Source organism: Coprothermobacter proteolyticus DSM 5265 (assembly GCF_000020945.1).
GTDB classification, from domain to species: domain Bacteria; phylum Coprothermobacterota; class Coprothermobacteria; order Coprothermobacterales; family Coprothermobacteraceae; genus Coprothermobacter; species Coprothermobacter proteolyticus.
On record NC_011295.1, the window covers coordinates 679,938 to 693,838 of the forward strand.

Below are 13,901 nucleotides of genomic sequence, written 5' to 3' on the forward strand. Positions count from 1 at the left end.
TGTTTTTCTCATTGATTGGTTAATTGCCTCTTTTTACCTTTTACTCCCTGGGTTCGATGATAAACTTGATAGCAGTTCTGTCTTCTTCTCCAATCTTTACATCGGTAAATCCTGGAATGCAAACAATGTCGATACCGTTTGGAGCTAGAAAACCTCTTGCAATAGCGATTGCCTTTGTGGCCTGGTTTACTGCACCGGCCCCAATAGCCTGTAATTCTGCTTCTCCGTGCTTTCTAATTACTTCCGCAAGCGCACCAGCGGCTTTCTTCGGATCAGTCTTCGCCGAAATCTTCAGTACTTCCATGCTAGAACCCTCCTTGTATCAAAGGTTATTCTAATTATACCCCATTAGAGATTATTTCAAACTTACCCTTTGCGCTTCTTGTAAGCTTGAGGAGCCCACCATGGTTCGTCCCACATTTCGGCGGCAGAACCGCCCCATGGGGCAGACACCAAGGAGGTAAACACGCCCAAACTTCCACCAATTACTGCCCCAACGACACCCAGTATGTGGGAGCCAACCCAAGCTAAGAAAATGGCTGCACCCAGTACTTGGAAAAGTTTTGGCATAGTTTGTTTTCTTATCCTCACTGTAAGAATAGCTACCAACATGGCAAGTGTCATCACTCCAAGAATAGCTGGAAATGTTATCATGTAAACGAAATCATAAAGTTCCATGACAAGAACCAGCGCTAGTAGCCAGTACGATTTTGATTTTGTTTTTGGAGTCTGGGTGGGGCTGCTAAAGTACTGAACGAACCCACCCCAGAAGAACCAAAAGAGGTAAAGGACAATAAAGGTGATGAATATTGCAGCTACTACTTGCATGTTTCTATTATAACCGAAGCTCTTCAGTGAGGTGATATGAAATCATGAAAATCGGTTGGGACACGTCGCATCTGGAATTCACTATAGCGGACTATTACTACTTTGGGAAGCTTAGTGATCTGCTTTTGAATAGCGGTTTTTTGGTAGATGAAGTTAAGGATTTTGATACTTTAAATCGCTATGATACTATCGTTTTCAACTATCCAGAGAAACCTTTCAATGATGCCGAAGTAAATAAGATAGATAGTTGGGTTAGGCAAGGCAAAGTAGTGATCTTTGCAGGCTACTACAAAAACGAGGACGGAGTTGGGGAGAACATAAACGGGATAACGAAGCATTTCGGTCTTACCTTGAATTTAAGCGAGGCGCTTGACCAGTCTAGCGAAGATCCGTACTTTGTAAACGTTGTAAGCCGAACCGGCCTAAGGGGAGTGTTTCCGTGCACAGATACTGTGTCAGGTGGTGAAGCTATATTGACTTCTAAGGTAGGAAACGTAGGCTGTCAGATCAAACTGGGAATGGGGAAATTGGTCTTACTTGGTAGCTGTGTATTCTGGGATTCTTTTAGTCTTCACTTAGCAGATAACGCAACCATTGCCACGAAGCTCCTAGCAGGCGAAGAAATCTAGTTTGTGTAGTGAAAGGCTTAACGTCTTCTAATATCAAGAGTACTTCCTAATGACGGCTACAACTTTGCCAACAATCTGTACTTCTTCATTAAGGGGAAGAGGCTCGTATTTTGGGTTGTCGGGTTCTAGCCACCAATTACCATATTTGTCCTGTTTCACACGCTTGACAGTAGCCATTTCGTCTATGATTGCGACTATGATGTCGCCGTTGATCCATTCGGCATCAGAGTTAACTATGACAACGTCTCCTTCCAAAATACCTGCTCCCTGCATGGAGTCGCCTTTGACTTTTAGCCCAAACTGATTAGGATTAGCGAAGATATCTTCCATTGAAAGATAACCTTCAAGCTCTTCTACAGCTAGCGTTTTCAAACCTGCCGTTACTTTTCCTATTAAGGGTACTTCCATAGGAAGCACCAGTGAACGATGACCTGAAGTGCGTTTTATGTATCCTTTTTTTTCCAAAGCTTCTAAGTGTTTGGAAACGCCTCTTGGTGAAGATATCCCTAGAATAGTGCACAATTCTCTAACTGTAGGAGGATAATGGTTTTGGGCGATAAATGTTCTTATAGCATCCAATACTTCTTTTTGCCGAGCTGTCAGTTCTTTCATACAACAAAAGTATACCATAAGTACTAACCTTCTTTACAGCAGTATGGCTTTCGTGTATAATTAGTTTTGATTGTGGGGGCGTGGCGGAATGGCAGACGCAGCGGACTTAAAATCCGCTGAGCAAGCGCTCGTGTGGGTTCGACTCCCACCGCCCCCACCAATGGAAGGCAAAGTACCAGTTTCTTATATAGGCGATTTGGTAGAGCGGTTCTACGGAAAACGCCGTCAAGAAGTGTTGATCGATGCTAGCAATCTCACTGACAGTGCAGTGGTAGATTTAGATGCTCCCATGGTGGTTAGTACTGACCCAATAACTGGTGCTGATAACCATGTGGTTACACAGCTAGCAGTCCACATAAATGCAAATGATGTAAGGGTTGCTGGCGGAGAGCCAGTAGCTTTTTTGGCAGTTCTTCTTTTGCCCACCAATTTTCCACAAAAAGACATAGAAGGCATGTTTGAGCATCTTCATGAAGGGTTGGATTACGAGAATGCTCAGTTAGTGGGAGGCCACAGCGAGTTTACATCAGCTGTGACGAAACCTGTAGTAGTTGGCACTATGTTTGGTAAAAGGATTAGAGTACTTGGTAAGGACCTTGTAAGACCTGGGCAGCACGTGTTTTTCGCAGGAACATTGGGCCGGGAGGCTATGATGATTTTAAGGGGTTCCTACGGAGACGACATACTCAAGGTTTCTGTCAAGCCCATCATGGATGTCGCCTTAAATGTTCCCTCATTGGTCTTTGCCCATGATCTGACTGAGGGAGGGCTAGTGGCTGGTCTCTGGGAGCTGACACGGGGAACGTCCCTTGGCATTGAGGCTTCTTTTCCTGAGAGTTATCTGGACCAAGAACTGATTCAGCTTTCCCGCCGGTTCCAGTTTAACCCCTACAAAATAATTTCTTCGGGTTCTGTGCTGCTGGTCTGCGAGAATGAACGTGAAATGAGAGAAAAACTCGAAGAAGAACATCTGCCTTTTGTCTATCTGGGGCAGTTACATAAAAACTCTGTTACGTCTTTGAATGGTGTGCCACTGGGGGATCTTGATCCTGAAGGCCCCGATGAGCTCTGGACTTTGCAGAAGAGAGTATAGCTCCAATACTTCAACACTACACAGTAGCTAATAGCTTGCTTAGAGAAGAAAGCCATTTTAGTGAACGACATTGTATTCTTCCAAGTGTTCAAACGTTTACAAATGTGTATAATTGTGTTAGATACCCTATCTCAAAGGAGGCTTGCCAAAAATGGCTGTAAAAGTAGACAAGGATTTGTGTATTGCTTGTGGAGTATGTATGGCACTGTGCCCAGAGGTATTTCAGGCTGATGCCGAAGGAAAAAGCGAAGTAATCCCAGGTGCAGATGAGAGTCTGCCTTGTGTGGATGAAGCAATTGATTCTTGCTCAACAGGGGCTATCAGCAGGGAATAGTCTACGTATCCTAGTACACTGAGCTGTGGATCGGCTAGTTACTCTTTAAGTCATTGAAAATGTCTATGCTGTGAAACGTTGACAATTTCAAATTTCTTGCTATACTTAAAATACAAGTCAAGAAATTTGTTGAAAGGAGTGAAGTTATGGCTAACACAATTTCTGCAGAGCGACGCATTCGGCTTACGAAGAAAGAAACCGCATACAACAGATACTGGCGTACAACCATGAAGACGTATGTAAAGAGGGCTAAGAAAGCTATCGAAAGTGGTGATCGTGAAGCAGCTGAAGCAGCCGTGCTGAAAGCTCAGAGTGTCATTGACAAGGTGGCAGTAAAAGGCGTTATTCACAAGAACGAAGCTGCCAGGCGTAAATCTCGTCTGATGAAGCTATTCAATCAGAAGTTTCAGTAGTGTTGGAAGCAGTATGTCTTGTATAATGAAGACAGCCTGTAAAAAGGAGGGCTGAGCATGGCTCTAAAAGTTGATAAAGAACTGTGCATAGCCTGCGGGGTATGCATGGCACTGTGCCCGGAAGTTTTCCAAGCAGATGCTGAGGGCAAGAGCGAAGTAATAGAGGGCGCTGATGAGACGCTGCCCTGCGTAGACGAAGCAATAGATTCGTGCCCTACGGGAGCAATTAGTCGGGAATGAGGCTTCGGCCTCATTCCTTTTACTTTTAGAATAAGGATGATTCTATCCGATGGTCTAATCAAGGAGCTTATATCTTACAGGGCATTGGTAATAGAGCCTTTGAGTGAAACACAAATACAACCTTCATCGGTGGATTTAACGCTGGGGAGTACATTTCTTGCCATTGACAATATTAACGTACCGTTCTTAGATCCAAAGAGAAAAGAAACAATTAAATATAGGGAGATTCACATAGAAAAGGGTGGCCAATTAATCCTTCAACCTGGCTTTTTTTTGCTAGGAACAACTACAGAGCGCCTCATGTTACCCAACTTTCTCGTAGCTCGAGTCGAAGGAAGATCCTCCTTGGGACGTATGGGCATTCTTATACATGCCACTGCTGGTTATGTTGACCCAGGATTTTGTGGTCAGATTACGTTAGAAATATCAAATGTGAATAACATACCAGTAGCTCTTTATCCAGGAATGAGAATATGCCAAGTAAGTTTTGAGTTGCTTTTTGAGAACTGTGTGATCCCATACGGGCTCAAAGGGAAGTATCAAGGACAAGAAGGTCCAGAAGGGACAAGAATTTTCTTGGATTTCTTAAAGGAGTGATGTGTAGTGCATAGTGCTATTGTACTAGGGGGTGGAGTTGGAAAAAGGTTTAATTCCAAGGTGCCCAAGATAATGCATACACTAGGGGAAAAACCTATTATCTATCACCTTTGGGACACGCTGCAAACAGTAGATGGTATCGAAGAGGTTATATTGGTAACTTCTCCTCAAATTGCCGAGTTACTACCTGATAATGCAAATGTGGTGATCCAGGATGAGCCCTTAGGAACGGCGCATGCTGCGTTCTTGGGAGCCTCCGTTGCCAAGAATGAGAATGTCATTATTGTCAACGCAGACATCCCCCTTGTTAGAAAGGAAACATTTTCGACAATGGTGGAATCTTCTTATTCAAGATTGATAGCAGTTACTCGGTTTCCCTTTGAAAGCGATTTTGGAAGAGTTCGATTTGTAGACGGTCTTTTGCGTCAAATAGTAGAAGTATCTGATTTACGAGATCGGCGCGAAAAAGAAATACCTTTTGTCAATACGGGGGTCTATAAGGCAAGAAAAGAAGACATAGTGAATGGTTTTCCGCTTCTTGGCAAGTCCAATGCAAAGAAAGAATATTACATCACGGATTTGTTCAATTTGTTAGCTGAGGATAAAGGAGTACATGTGCTTTTGTTTGAAGATTGGTCACAGTTCTTGGGTATCAATACTAGACAGGATTTGGCAAGAGTCTTGCATGTTTATAAGCAAAGGCTTCTGGAAAGAATTATGGAAGCGGCCACTATTGTGGACCCTGAGAGCACCTATGTGGGTGAAAACGTAAAGGTAGGAAAAGATACAATTATCCTTCCGAATACCACATTACTTGGTTCGACTGAAATTGGCGAAGATTGTGTAATAGGGCCGAATGTGGAAATAAGAGACTGTGTGATTGGGAACAAATGTGAGATAAAGTTTTCCGTGCTAGAAGAAGCAACTTTAGAAGACTCAGTCGTTGTTGGACCGTTTGCTCGTATTAGACCGGGAACTTACTTAAAGTCGAGCGCGAGAATCGGTAACTTTGTGGAAATCAAGAAAAGTGTTGTGGGTAGTAGGACAAAAATCAACCATCTTTCATACGTTGGGGATGCCGAAGTTGGCGAGGACACCAACATTGGAGCTGGTACGATAACCTGCAATTATGATGGCTACAATAAAAACCCAACGATAATCGGAAACAGGGTTTTTATCGGTTCGGACACAATTTTAGTAGCACCTGTTGAACTTGAGGACGATTCTTTTACTGCTGCAGGTTCAGTTATCACTGAGAAGGTGCCGAAATACGCTTTAGGCATAGGTAGAGCCATGCAGGTTAATAAAGAAGGTTGGGTGCTTAAGTACAGGAAGAAAAAGGAGATGAACCAGTAATGGGCGTTGATGGCAGACCGATGGCGGTCATTTCGGGAACTGCCAATAGACCTTTGGCAGAAAAGATTGTGAGCGAGCTTGGAATGGATCTGTTACCAGTAGAAATTTACCACTTTAAGGATGGTGAGACTGGTATACGGATTAAAGAATCGGTCAGGGGATACGAGGTTTTTCTCATACAGCCCACGTCTCCGCCTGTGAACGAGAACTTAATGCAACTATTAATAATGTTGGACGCTCTCCGGAGAGCCTCTGTTGCAGAAATCACTGTAATCATGCCTTACTACGGCTATGCACGCCAGGATAGAAAGAGCAAACCCAGGGAACCAATTTCGGCAAGACTAGTTGCTGAGCTCATAGAGGCTGCTGGAGCTGACAGAGTAGTGGCTGTAGATTTGCACGTTCCTCAGATACAAGGTTTCTTCAAAGTACCTGTGGATAACCTTACTGCCATGCCGCTTTTTGCTGATTACGTGAGAAGGGAAAAACCTTTGTTGCAAGATGTCGTAATTGCCTCACCTGATGTAGGTGGAGTAGTAAGAGCTAACGGGTTAGCATACCGTCTTGATAACAGGCCTTTGGTCATTTGTGACAAGAGAAGAACGGCAGCAAATGTGGCAGAAATTGTCCATGTCATAGGCGATGTTGTGGACAAAGACGTGCTCATTGTTGATGATATAATTGATACCGGCGGTTCTTTGATAAAGGCTGCTCAAGTCTTTAAGGATAGAGGGGCCCGTAGCATTTGGGCTTTCGCTACTCATGGCTTGTTTAGTGAAGGAGCAGTTGATGCCATTGAAAAATCAGTGATTGAGCGTGTTGTGGTTACGGACACTGTTCGAAGCGAATACTCAAGTGAAAAAGTGCAAGTGGTCAGTGTGGCGCGGCTAATCGCTGAGGCTATAAAACGTATAAGAACAAATCAAAGCATATCAGCATTATTTGATTAACTTAGATAAAAGGAGTGGTTAAAGTGGCTGTAAAAGTTATTAAGCGTACAGAAACGCAAACTGGAACAAGAAAGGTCAAGAAGATCAGAAAGAATGGTTACGTGCCAGCGGTTTTGTACGGGCAGGATATGGAAGCTACGCCCTTGTTGTTGGAGCGGAGCCAGGTTATAAGAGAACGTGTAACGTTAGGACGTTCATTGGAACTTGATGTGGATGGAAAGATTGTCAGGGTCATCGTTAAGGAAGAACAAGTGGATCCCATTTCACAGGAAGTGATTCACTTGGATTTCCAGGCATTGAGTGCTGGAAGCACTGTAACTGTGTCCATACCCATAGTACTGGTAGGCGAACCCGTAGGTATCAAGAAAGGTGGCATATTGGAATTCCCAACTCGTGAAATAGAAGTGGAGTTACCTACTGAAAAGTTAGTTGAACAGGTCACTGTGGATGTTTCAAATATGGACATTGGAGATATCATACACATCGGTGAGCTCGACCTTCCACCCGAGGCTAAAATCTTCGCAGATTTGGAAGAAGTAGTAGTCGCAGTAACAGTTCCAGTGGAAGAAGAAGTAGAAGAGGTCGAGGAAGAAGCAGCAGTTGAAGGTGAACCTGAAGTGATATCTAAGGGCAAGAAGGAAGAAGAGGAGGAAGAGTAATAATATATCCTTTTCATGCTACTAATTGTTGGACTGGGAAACCCGGGTATAGAATACGAGAAGACTAGGCACAACATAGGCTGGTGGGTTTTAGATCTTCTTAGGACTAAGCTCACCGGCCTTAATTTACGTTTACTGTGTTATAGCCGAGTTTATGAATTGAAACATGAATTAAAGAAAGAAGTAGATTTCATCGTTTATCCCCTAACATACATGAACAACAGTGGTAAGGCTGTGAAATGCCTTTACGAGCCTAGAATGGATCTAGTGGTAATTCATGATGATCTTGATTTGACAGTAGGAAAAACCAGAGTACGTTTTGGTGGATCAAGCGCTGGCCACAAAGGGGTATCGTCCATTATTGATGCCTTGGGAACTGATTCATTTTGGCGTGTAAAGGTGGGCATTGGGCGCCCATTCTCAAAACAAGAGGTCATAAACTACGTATTAGGTGAACCCCAGAAGAATGAGAAAGAAGTACTTATCAGGGCAGCAGATTACATAGCTGACCAGTTATGTTTGCTGATCACTGATCGGAATTTTTCACGTTTTCAACAGAACATAAACAGTTTTAATTCCAATGAAAATAACTAGTCAAGATCCGCTGGTTTACTTCGCTGCTGAAGCGAAGGGCTTGGAAGAAAACTTTCCGATTATTTTGCCAGAAGGCGAGAAGCAAGCTTTCTTGGATTACTACTCTGCTCTGGTTGGAGTTTCTCGAGCGATGGTTTACGATGCCAGAGACCTAGTGGAGGAAACCCTGCTACCAGAAGGCGATCCCTTGTTGATAACTAAAGGTACCCCAATGGATGTAGTTCTGAGTTTTCTTAAGTTGACAGGGTATACAAGAGTGGACTTTTGCTATGACAGCTTTCAGTGGGCGAAGCGAGGTTTTGTACTTGACATTTACTCTGACGAGCTCTATAGGTTGGATTTTGACGAGGAAGACCGAGTTGAAAGCATCCGCATAGTGGATTCAGAGACACAAATGTCCATAAGACGAACTGAATATGCCACGCTCTGGACAAGACAAATACCGGTGCGACCTATCGACAGAATGACCCAAGCTGTCATATACGATTCTGAACGTACTTATAGGGAGCTTAGAGCAGTTGAGGTTGAACTGACGTTTCCTATTAGAAAGGTATCGCCAGTTAAAATAGACAAGTTCATATCGGTGCCCAGTTTCAGCATCGACGACTTAACAGCTTACAAGGGCAAGATGGTTCTGGTTACCCAATTTCCCGAGGTGTTTTCGCGCAAACTTGGTTGGCCTGTGTTTGATTCCATTTCGGCAGGGCTGGCTTCCGGGGAAAAAAGGTTTCTGGTTCATGGCAGGATTAGGATGCCCTTCAGCCTCGATGGTTTCGATATACACATTGATCGCGAAGGACTGGGATGGAAAGTTGGGCATCGCAGATCCCTGGAGTTGTCTTGGCACGGGTTGAAGGTTGGGGAACCAGTGCTTCATGTAGACCGAGGCGTCGGTGTTTACGATGGTATTGAGTATGTGGAAGGGAAACCATACTTTTCTATTTCGTACAAAGATGGACATGTTTTGGTTCCTCTGGAGCGTAGTCAAAAGTTAGTTAGGGTTCCTTCGACCATGTCCATTGACAGTTTGGGACCAGCCAGATGGAGTAGAAAGAGTAGAGCTCTTCAGCAGCGAGCTCTGAAGATGAGATCTTTCCTTGAGAACAGGTTTAAGCAGAAGAAGAGCACTCAATCCTTCACTATAGAGCCTGATGAAGAAATTGAAAGCGCATTTGCACAGTCTTTTCAGTTTGAGGAAACTTCTGACCAAAAACAGGCTACTGAAGAACTCCACGCTTGGTTAGCAATCCCTCATCCTGAGGAAGCGTTGATCATAGGAGAATCTGGCGTGGGCAAGACCGAGGTACTTATGCGTGCGGCTGTCGCTGTGGCCTCCGCTGGCTATAAGGCTGTCATTGTGGTTCCTACTAGAGTGTTGGTGGATCAATATATGGCTGCCTATAGTGAACGCATCCAAAGCTGCGGTCTCCTATTGTCTGACGATCCTGCTTTGCCTTGGGACATATTGGTGGGGACTCACAGCCTTTTGAAAAAACAGCTTTATGATGACAAGCTAGCTCTGGTCATATTCGACGAGGAACAGAAGTTTGGAGTGACACACAAAAACTGGTTTCAAGAACATTTCCCGTGGGTCAAAGTTATCTTCAGTAGTGCCACACCCATACCTCGAACGTTTTTCTTGGCACGTCGCGGGTATGTAAAGCTTATACGAATGCACGAGCTGCCTTATGGTAGGCAAAAAGTTACTGTTTTTGCCGATGAATACTCTCCTGATTTAGTAAGGAAAGTGCTATCTGATGAACTAGATCGGGGTGGATTGGTCATTTACATTCACCCGACTATTGAAGGTATTGACCTTAGAGCTTTGGAACTTCAGCAGATGTTCTTGGACGCGGAAATAGAGGTTCTCCATGCTCGGATGACCGATAAACGGATAAAGTCCATATTCAAAAAGCTGCAAGAGGGAAAAATAGATATTCTTGTTGCCACCACTATCATGGAAGCAGGTGTGGATTTGCCTATTGCGAACACCATCGTCGTAGAAGACGCCACTCATTTGGGTGTATCGCAGATGTATCAACTTAAAGGTAGAGTGGGAAGAAACAGTGTCAAGGGCTATGCTTGGTTTCTTTATCCGCCGACGGCTTCCCCAGCTACGCGAAGTCGCATACACTCTACTGTGAAGTTGCTCAATTATTCTGATAGTTATGCTCTTGCGGAATTGGATACACGTTACCGTGGGATTGGTGAGATTTTCGGTATACGGCAACATGGCTTGGTCAAACAAGAAGACGTGTTTGCTGTGGATGCACTGCTGGAGCAAACGTATAGGGAAGAAGAAACTGAAATTGTGTCTTGGCCAATTAAGATGAACATACCTGAATGGATCTTGCCTGAGCCTGAAAGAAGTAATTTACTCAAGGACATTCTGGACGCTGATACAGAACGGGAGCTTATGCAACTGTTCTTGATGTTCAAAGATCTTGTGGGGCACATTCCTGAGGAGAGTAAAGCTCTGTTTGCTTATTCTTTGCTTAAGGTTTTAGGTAATAAAAGAGGTATCACAATGATAAAATTCAATTCAAGAGGGTTTCAGCTGGTTAGGGAGAATGAGATCCAAGATTTTAAAACTGGTTCAGTCTCTTCATGGGATGCGATTTTTGCCGCGGTAGAGTGTTTAGGAGGTGCCAAAGAATGGTTCGAAATCCTAAAGGCATGAGAGACATTTTGCCTCCCGAAACCTTTAAATGGCGAAGGTTGGAGATTCTGTTGTCTAAAGCCGCTTTACTTTATGGCTATGGTGAAATAAGAACACCCATTTTAGAATTTTCTGAGCTTTTTAGAAAAGGTTTGGGAGACGAAAGCGATGTGGCACTCAAGGAAATGTATGAGTTTGAGGATAAGAATGGAGATGTGTTGTCCCTACGGCCAGAAGGAACAGCTCCTGTGGCTAGAGCGGTAATTCAACATCACCTCTATGATATCCCCGTACTTAGGCTCTTTTACACGGGGCCTATGTTTAGGAGAGAAAGGCCTCAAGCTGGGCGATACCGCCAGTTTCATCAATTTGGTATAGAAGCCTTTGGCGTATCCCAACCTTACATGGATATCGAAGTACTGCTTGTTGTGAAGAGGATATTCAGTCTTCTCAATTTGCCATTAACCATACATATTAATAGTTTGGGCTGTGATGAATGCAGACCAATTTACATGGAACAGCTCAGAAATTTCGTACTTTCAGCAATACCTGAAGATGAAGAAATTGAGCGGTTTAAAAAGAACCCTTTAAAACTGTTCGACTCCAAAAGACCTGAGCACGCTGAAGTAAAGGCTGAGGCACCGAAAATCTCAGAATATCTTTGCCCGGCATGTAAGGATCACTATGCGCACGTTATACGAGCAGCGAAGTTGTTCGGAGTCCCCATCGTTGAAGATCCTCAGCTAGCAAGAGGCTTTGACTACTACACTAGAACTGTTTTTGAGGGGTATGTAGGCGAATTCAATCTTGCTGTAGTTGGTGGTGGACGATACGACCATTTGGTTTCTTTCTACGGAGGGCCTGACGTACCAGGCATTGGGTTTGCTATTGGTCTAGAAAGATTGATTACATCCTTAGAAAAAGTGCCAATAATAGACCCAGAGCCGAAGAAAACTTACTTTTTGGCCACTACTGGCGAAGATATGATTGAACCTGCTTTCCAGTTAGCGGAAAAACTTAGAGATCATGGTATTGGGATAATAATGGATTTACGGCAAGGAAAACTGCAAAAGCAGTTAAAATTAGCTAATAAAGTGGAAGTTCGGTATGTACTCATACTGGGTGAAGAGGAACAAAGGAACCATGTTATCACATTACGGGATATGGTGACTGGTGAACAGCGCATAGTTGCTCAGGAGGCGGTTTTAGGTGAATAGAATCTACATCGGCGATGTGAAAAATGTGAAATTGGATTCAGTTGTAGAATTGTGCGGTTGGGTACAGTATGTTAGGGATTTCGGTAAGGTTGTATTTTTTGTCATAAAAGATAGGACAGGCATTATTCAGTGCTACACAAGTACACAAAGTGAAGAACTCCTGGAGCTAGTCAAAAAACTGTCCATAGACGACGTGGTCCGCGTCCGAGGCACGGTAAAACGGCGTCCAGAAGATCAGATTAATCCAAATATGGAAAACGGCGATATTGAAATCGAAGTAGAGGATTTCGAAGTTTTGAATCCATGTGCGCCTTTGCCTTATGATGTTAACGGAGAGCCCAGTGAATTTACTAAACTCAAGTACAGATATGTGGACATAAGGCATGGGGAGTTGCTAGCGAACCTAAAGACTAGGAGTGTTGTATCTTCAGTTATCAGAAATTATCTCTCGCGAAAGGGCTTTTGGGAAATAGAAACGCCTTATTTGACCAAGTACACACCAGGAGGAGCACGAAATTTCGTGGTACCAGTGAGACAGCAACCTGGTTATTTTTACGCTTTGGCTGAAAGCCCGCAAATATTCAAGCAAATGCTTATGATAAGTGGTGTAGATAGGTACTTTCAGTTTGCTCGCTGCTTTCGTGATGAAGATCTTCGCGCTGATAGGCAACCTGAATTCACTCAGGTAGATATAGAAGCTTCTTTTGTCACAGAAGAGGACATATATGATCTAGTTGAAGGCATGATGCAAGAGTTATTCAGGGAAGTCTTGGGAGTACAAGTGGAGACGCCTTTTCCTAGGATGACCTACGATGAAGCCATGTCTTTGTACGGTTCTGACAAACCTGATCTGCGTTTCCAAATGACTATAGACGATTACACAAACAGTTTCTCAACCAGCAAGTTTAATGCATTTAGAAATGTCATTGAACGTGGCGGTGTAGTAAAAGGTTTGTACTGGAATAAGCCCTTAGATCGATCTGCGCTGAAGGTGTTGGATCAAGCTGCATCTGGTAGCGGGAATAAGTTTTTGTTTGTGAGTAAATCAGCCAATGGTTTGCTAACCAACGGACCAAAATCTGTATTGACTGAGGAAACTTGGCTCGAAGACGGAACATATGTTTTTGCCGCAGGGGACGAATGGGATGTGCTGCCGTTCTTGGGAGAGTTAAGACTGGCTTTAGGCGAGTACTTAGGCTTGTTAGACGATAACGAATATAAGTTTGTCTGGGTGACCAGTAGACCCATGTTCGAAATAGCTGAGGATGGATCGCTACAGGCTGCCCATCATCCGTTCACTATGCCTGATGTCACCTCTATCGATGAAATTAGGAAAGATCCATTAAAGGTAAGGGCGAGAGCATACGACATTGTTCTAAATGGCGTTGAAATAGGTGGAGGAAGCATAAGGATACATAAAGCTGACCTTCAAAGGGTGGTTTTCGAAATTCTTGGTTTGAGTAGTGAGCAAATAGAGGAAAGATTTGGGTTCTTCCTGGATGCTCTGTCATGTGGTGCTCCACCTCACGGAGGCATTGCTCTAGGGTTTGACCGGCTTGTTATGCTCCTTTGCGGAGCAGATAGCTTAAGGCAAGTTATTGCTTTTCCAAAGACCAAATCGGGGACATGTCCACTCACAGGTGCCCCTGCAAGATTGTTCGCTAGTCAACGTCAGGAACTGTTACCTATATTCAAACAAGTTGTTGAGGAGGGTGGTTAG

General features: G+C 43.8%; 16 protein-coding genes and 1 tRNA gene. 14 read left to right on the forward strand and 3 right to left on the reverse strand.

Annotation, left to right across the window (positions count from 1 at the left end):
• Window positions 1–40 precede the first annotated feature (40 nt).
• Both COPRO5265_RS03495 and COPRO5265_RS03500 read right to left on the reverse strand, forming a co-directional pair.
• Window positions 41–304 (reverse strand): stage V sporulation protein S, encoded by a 264-nt coding sequence (locus COPRO5265_RS03495; RefSeq protein ID WP_012544244.1) that lies wholly within the window; start codon window positions 302–304, stop codon window positions 41–43.
• A 62-nt stretch (window positions 305–366) separates the two neighbouring features.
• The gene (locus COPRO5265_RS03500; RefSeq protein WP_012543477.1) at window positions 367–828 is read right to left on the reverse strand and encodes a hypothetical protein; all 462 of its coding nucleotides are present in this window, start codon (window positions 826–828) and stop codon (window positions 367–369) included.
• 44 nt (window positions 829–872) lie between these two features.
• Here COPRO5265_RS03500 and COPRO5265_RS07365 point away from each other — a divergent pair, with 44 nt between their 5' ends.
• Complete coding sequence (locus COPRO5265_RS07365; protein WP_012544322.1) at window positions 873–1,457, forward strand: hypothetical protein; 585 nt, start codon at window positions 873–875, stop codon at window positions 1,455–1,457.
• A gap of 33 nt (window positions 1,458–1,490) precedes the next feature.
• Here the strand turns inward: COPRO5265_RS07365 and lexA are convergent, their stop codons facing one another.
• A complete protein-coding gene (gene lexA, locus COPRO5265_RS03510) occupies window positions 1,491–2,069 on the reverse strand; it encodes a transcriptional repressor LexA (protein ID WP_041735663.1) in 579 nt (192 codons plus the stop codon).
• Between the two features lie 74 nt (window positions 2,070–2,143).
• On the opposite strand from lexA, the gene COPRO5265_RS03515 reads away from it, so the two are divergent.
• The 13 genes from COPRO5265_RS03515 (at window position 2,144) to aspS (ending at window position 13,901) form a co-directional block, all read left to right on the forward strand.
• Window positions 2,144–2,229: transfer RNA gene (locus tag COPRO5265_RS03515), tRNA-Leu, on the forward strand.
• A complete protein-coding gene (locus tag COPRO5265_RS03520; protein WP_234397833.1) occupies window positions 2,200–3,162 on the forward strand; it encodes an AIR synthase related protein in 963 nt (320 codons plus the stop codon). Before COPRO5265_RS03515 ends, COPRO5265_RS03520 begins: the two co-directional genes overlap by 30 nt.
• A gap of 151 nt (window positions 3,163–3,313) precedes the next feature.
• On the forward strand, window positions 3,314–3,496 hold the full coding sequence (locus tag COPRO5265_RS03525; protein WP_012544499.1) for a ferredoxin: 183 nt from the start codon (window positions 3,314–3,316) through the stop codon (window positions 3,494–3,496).
• A gap of 146 nt (window positions 3,497–3,642) precedes the next feature.
• Complete coding sequence (gene rpsT / locus COPRO5265_RS03530) at window positions 3,643–3,909, forward strand: 30S ribosomal protein S20 (protein WP_012544144.1); 267 nt, start codon at window positions 3,643–3,645, stop codon at window positions 3,907–3,909.
• Window positions 3,910–3,966: 57 nt separating this feature from the next.
• Window positions 3,967–4,149 (forward strand): ferredoxin, encoded by a 183-nt coding sequence (locus tag COPRO5265_RS03535; protein ID WP_012544776.1) that lies wholly within the window; start codon window positions 3,967–3,969, stop codon window positions 4,147–4,149.
• A gap of 36 nt (window positions 4,150–4,185) precedes the next feature.
• The gene (gene dcd, locus COPRO5265_RS03540; protein ID WP_012544487.1) at window positions 4,186–4,746 is read left to right on the forward strand and encodes a dCTP deaminase; all 561 of its coding nucleotides are present in this window, start codon (window positions 4,186–4,188) and stop codon (window positions 4,744–4,746) included.
• Window positions 4,747–4,752: 6 nt separating this feature from the next.
• Window positions 4,753–6,102, forward strand: a complete 1,350-nt coding sequence (gene glmU, locus COPRO5265_RS03545; RefSeq protein ID WP_012543485.1) for a bifunctional UDP-N-acetylglucosamine diphosphorylase/glucosamine-1-phosphate N-acetyltransferase GlmU — start codon at window positions 4,753–4,755, stop codon at window positions 6,100–6,102.
• On the forward strand, window positions 6,102–7,052 hold the full coding sequence (locus tag COPRO5265_RS03550; RefSeq protein ID WP_012543903.1) for a ribose-phosphate diphosphokinase: 951 nt from the start codon (window positions 6,102–6,104) through the stop codon (window positions 7,050–7,052). The genes glmU and COPRO5265_RS03550 overlap by 1 nt, the downstream gene beginning before the upstream one ends.
• 23 nt (window positions 7,053–7,075) lie before the next feature.
• On the forward strand, window positions 7,076–7,711 hold the full coding sequence (locus COPRO5265_RS03555; protein ID WP_012543659.1) for a 50S ribosomal protein L25: 636 nt from the start codon (window positions 7,076–7,078) through the stop codon (window positions 7,709–7,711).
• A 15-nt stretch (window positions 7,712–7,726) separates the two neighbouring features.
• Window positions 7,727–8,305: an aminoacyl-tRNA hydrolase gene (gene pth, locus COPRO5265_RS03560; RefSeq protein ID WP_012544804.1), complete on the forward strand. Its 579-nt coding sequence runs from the start codon at window positions 7,727–7,729 to the stop codon at window positions 8,303–8,305.
• Entirely contained in the window at window positions 8,292–10,985 is a 2,694-nt protein-coding gene (locus COPRO5265_RS03565; RefSeq protein ID WP_041735667.1) for a helicase-related protein, read from the forward strand. The genes pth and COPRO5265_RS03565 overlap by 14 nt, the downstream gene beginning before the upstream one ends.
• On the forward strand, window positions 10,961–12,181 hold the full coding sequence (gene hisS / locus COPRO5265_RS03570) for a histidine--tRNA ligase (protein WP_012543718.1): 1,221 nt from the start codon (window positions 10,961–10,963) through the stop codon (window positions 12,179–12,181). Before COPRO5265_RS03565 ends, hisS begins: the two co-directional genes overlap by 25 nt.
• Window positions 12,174–13,901, forward strand: coding sequence for an aspartate--tRNA ligase (aspS, locus tag COPRO5265_RS03575; RefSeq protein WP_012544867.1), 1,728 nt, complete (start codon window positions 12,174–12,176; stop codon window positions 13,899–13,901). The genes hisS and aspS overlap by 8 nt, the downstream gene beginning before the upstream one ends.

Excerpts from the sequence above, each read along its gene's own strand:
- COPRO5265_RS03565 (WP_041735667.1), top strand. The coding sequence starts at position 8,292 with ATGAAAATAACTAGTCAAGATCCGCTGGTTTACTTCGCTGCTGAAGCG.
- COPRO5265_RS03525 (WP_012544499.1), top strand. The coding sequence starts at position 3,314 with ATGGCTGTAAAAGTAGACAAGGATTTGTGTATTGCTTGTGGAGTATGT.
- rpsT (WP_012544144.1), top strand. The coding sequence starts at position 3,643 with ATGGCTAACACAATTTCTGCAGAGCGACGCATTCGGCTTACGAAGAAA.
- COPRO5265_RS03500 (WP_012543477.1), bottom strand. The coding sequence starts at position 828 with ATGCAAGTAGTAGCTGCAATATTCATCACCTTTATTGTCCTTTACCTC.
- pth (WP_012544804.1), top strand. The coding sequence starts at position 7,727 with ATGCTACTAATTGTTGGACTGGGAAACCCGGGTATAGAATACGAGAAG.
- COPRO5265_RS03495 (WP_012544244.1), bottom strand. The coding sequence starts at position 304 with ATGGAAGTACTGAAGATTTCGGCGAAGACTGATCCGAAGAAAGCCGCT.
- COPRO5265_RS03550 (WP_012543903.1), top strand. The coding sequence starts at position 6,102 with ATGGGCGTTGATGGCAGACCGATGGCGGTCATTTCGGGAACTGCCAAT.
- hisS (WP_012543718.1), top strand. The coding sequence starts at position 10,961 with ATGGTTCGAAATCCTAAAGGCATGAGAGACATTTTGCCTCCCGAAACC.
- COPRO5265_RS07365 (WP_012544322.1), top strand. The coding sequence starts at position 873 with ATGAAAATCGGTTGGGACACGTCGCATCTGGAATTCACTATAGCGGAC.
- dcd (WP_012544487.1), top strand. The coding sequence starts at position 4,186 with ATGATTCTATCCGATGGTCTAATCAAGGAGCTTATATCTTACAGGGCA.
- lexA (WP_041735663.1), bottom strand. The coding sequence starts at position 2,069 with ATGAAAGAACTGACAGCTCGGCAAAAAGAAGTATTGGATGCTATAAGA.
- COPRO5265_RS03535 (WP_012544776.1), top strand. The coding sequence starts at position 3,967 with ATGGCTCTAAAAGTTGATAAAGAACTGTGCATAGCCTGCGGGGTATGC.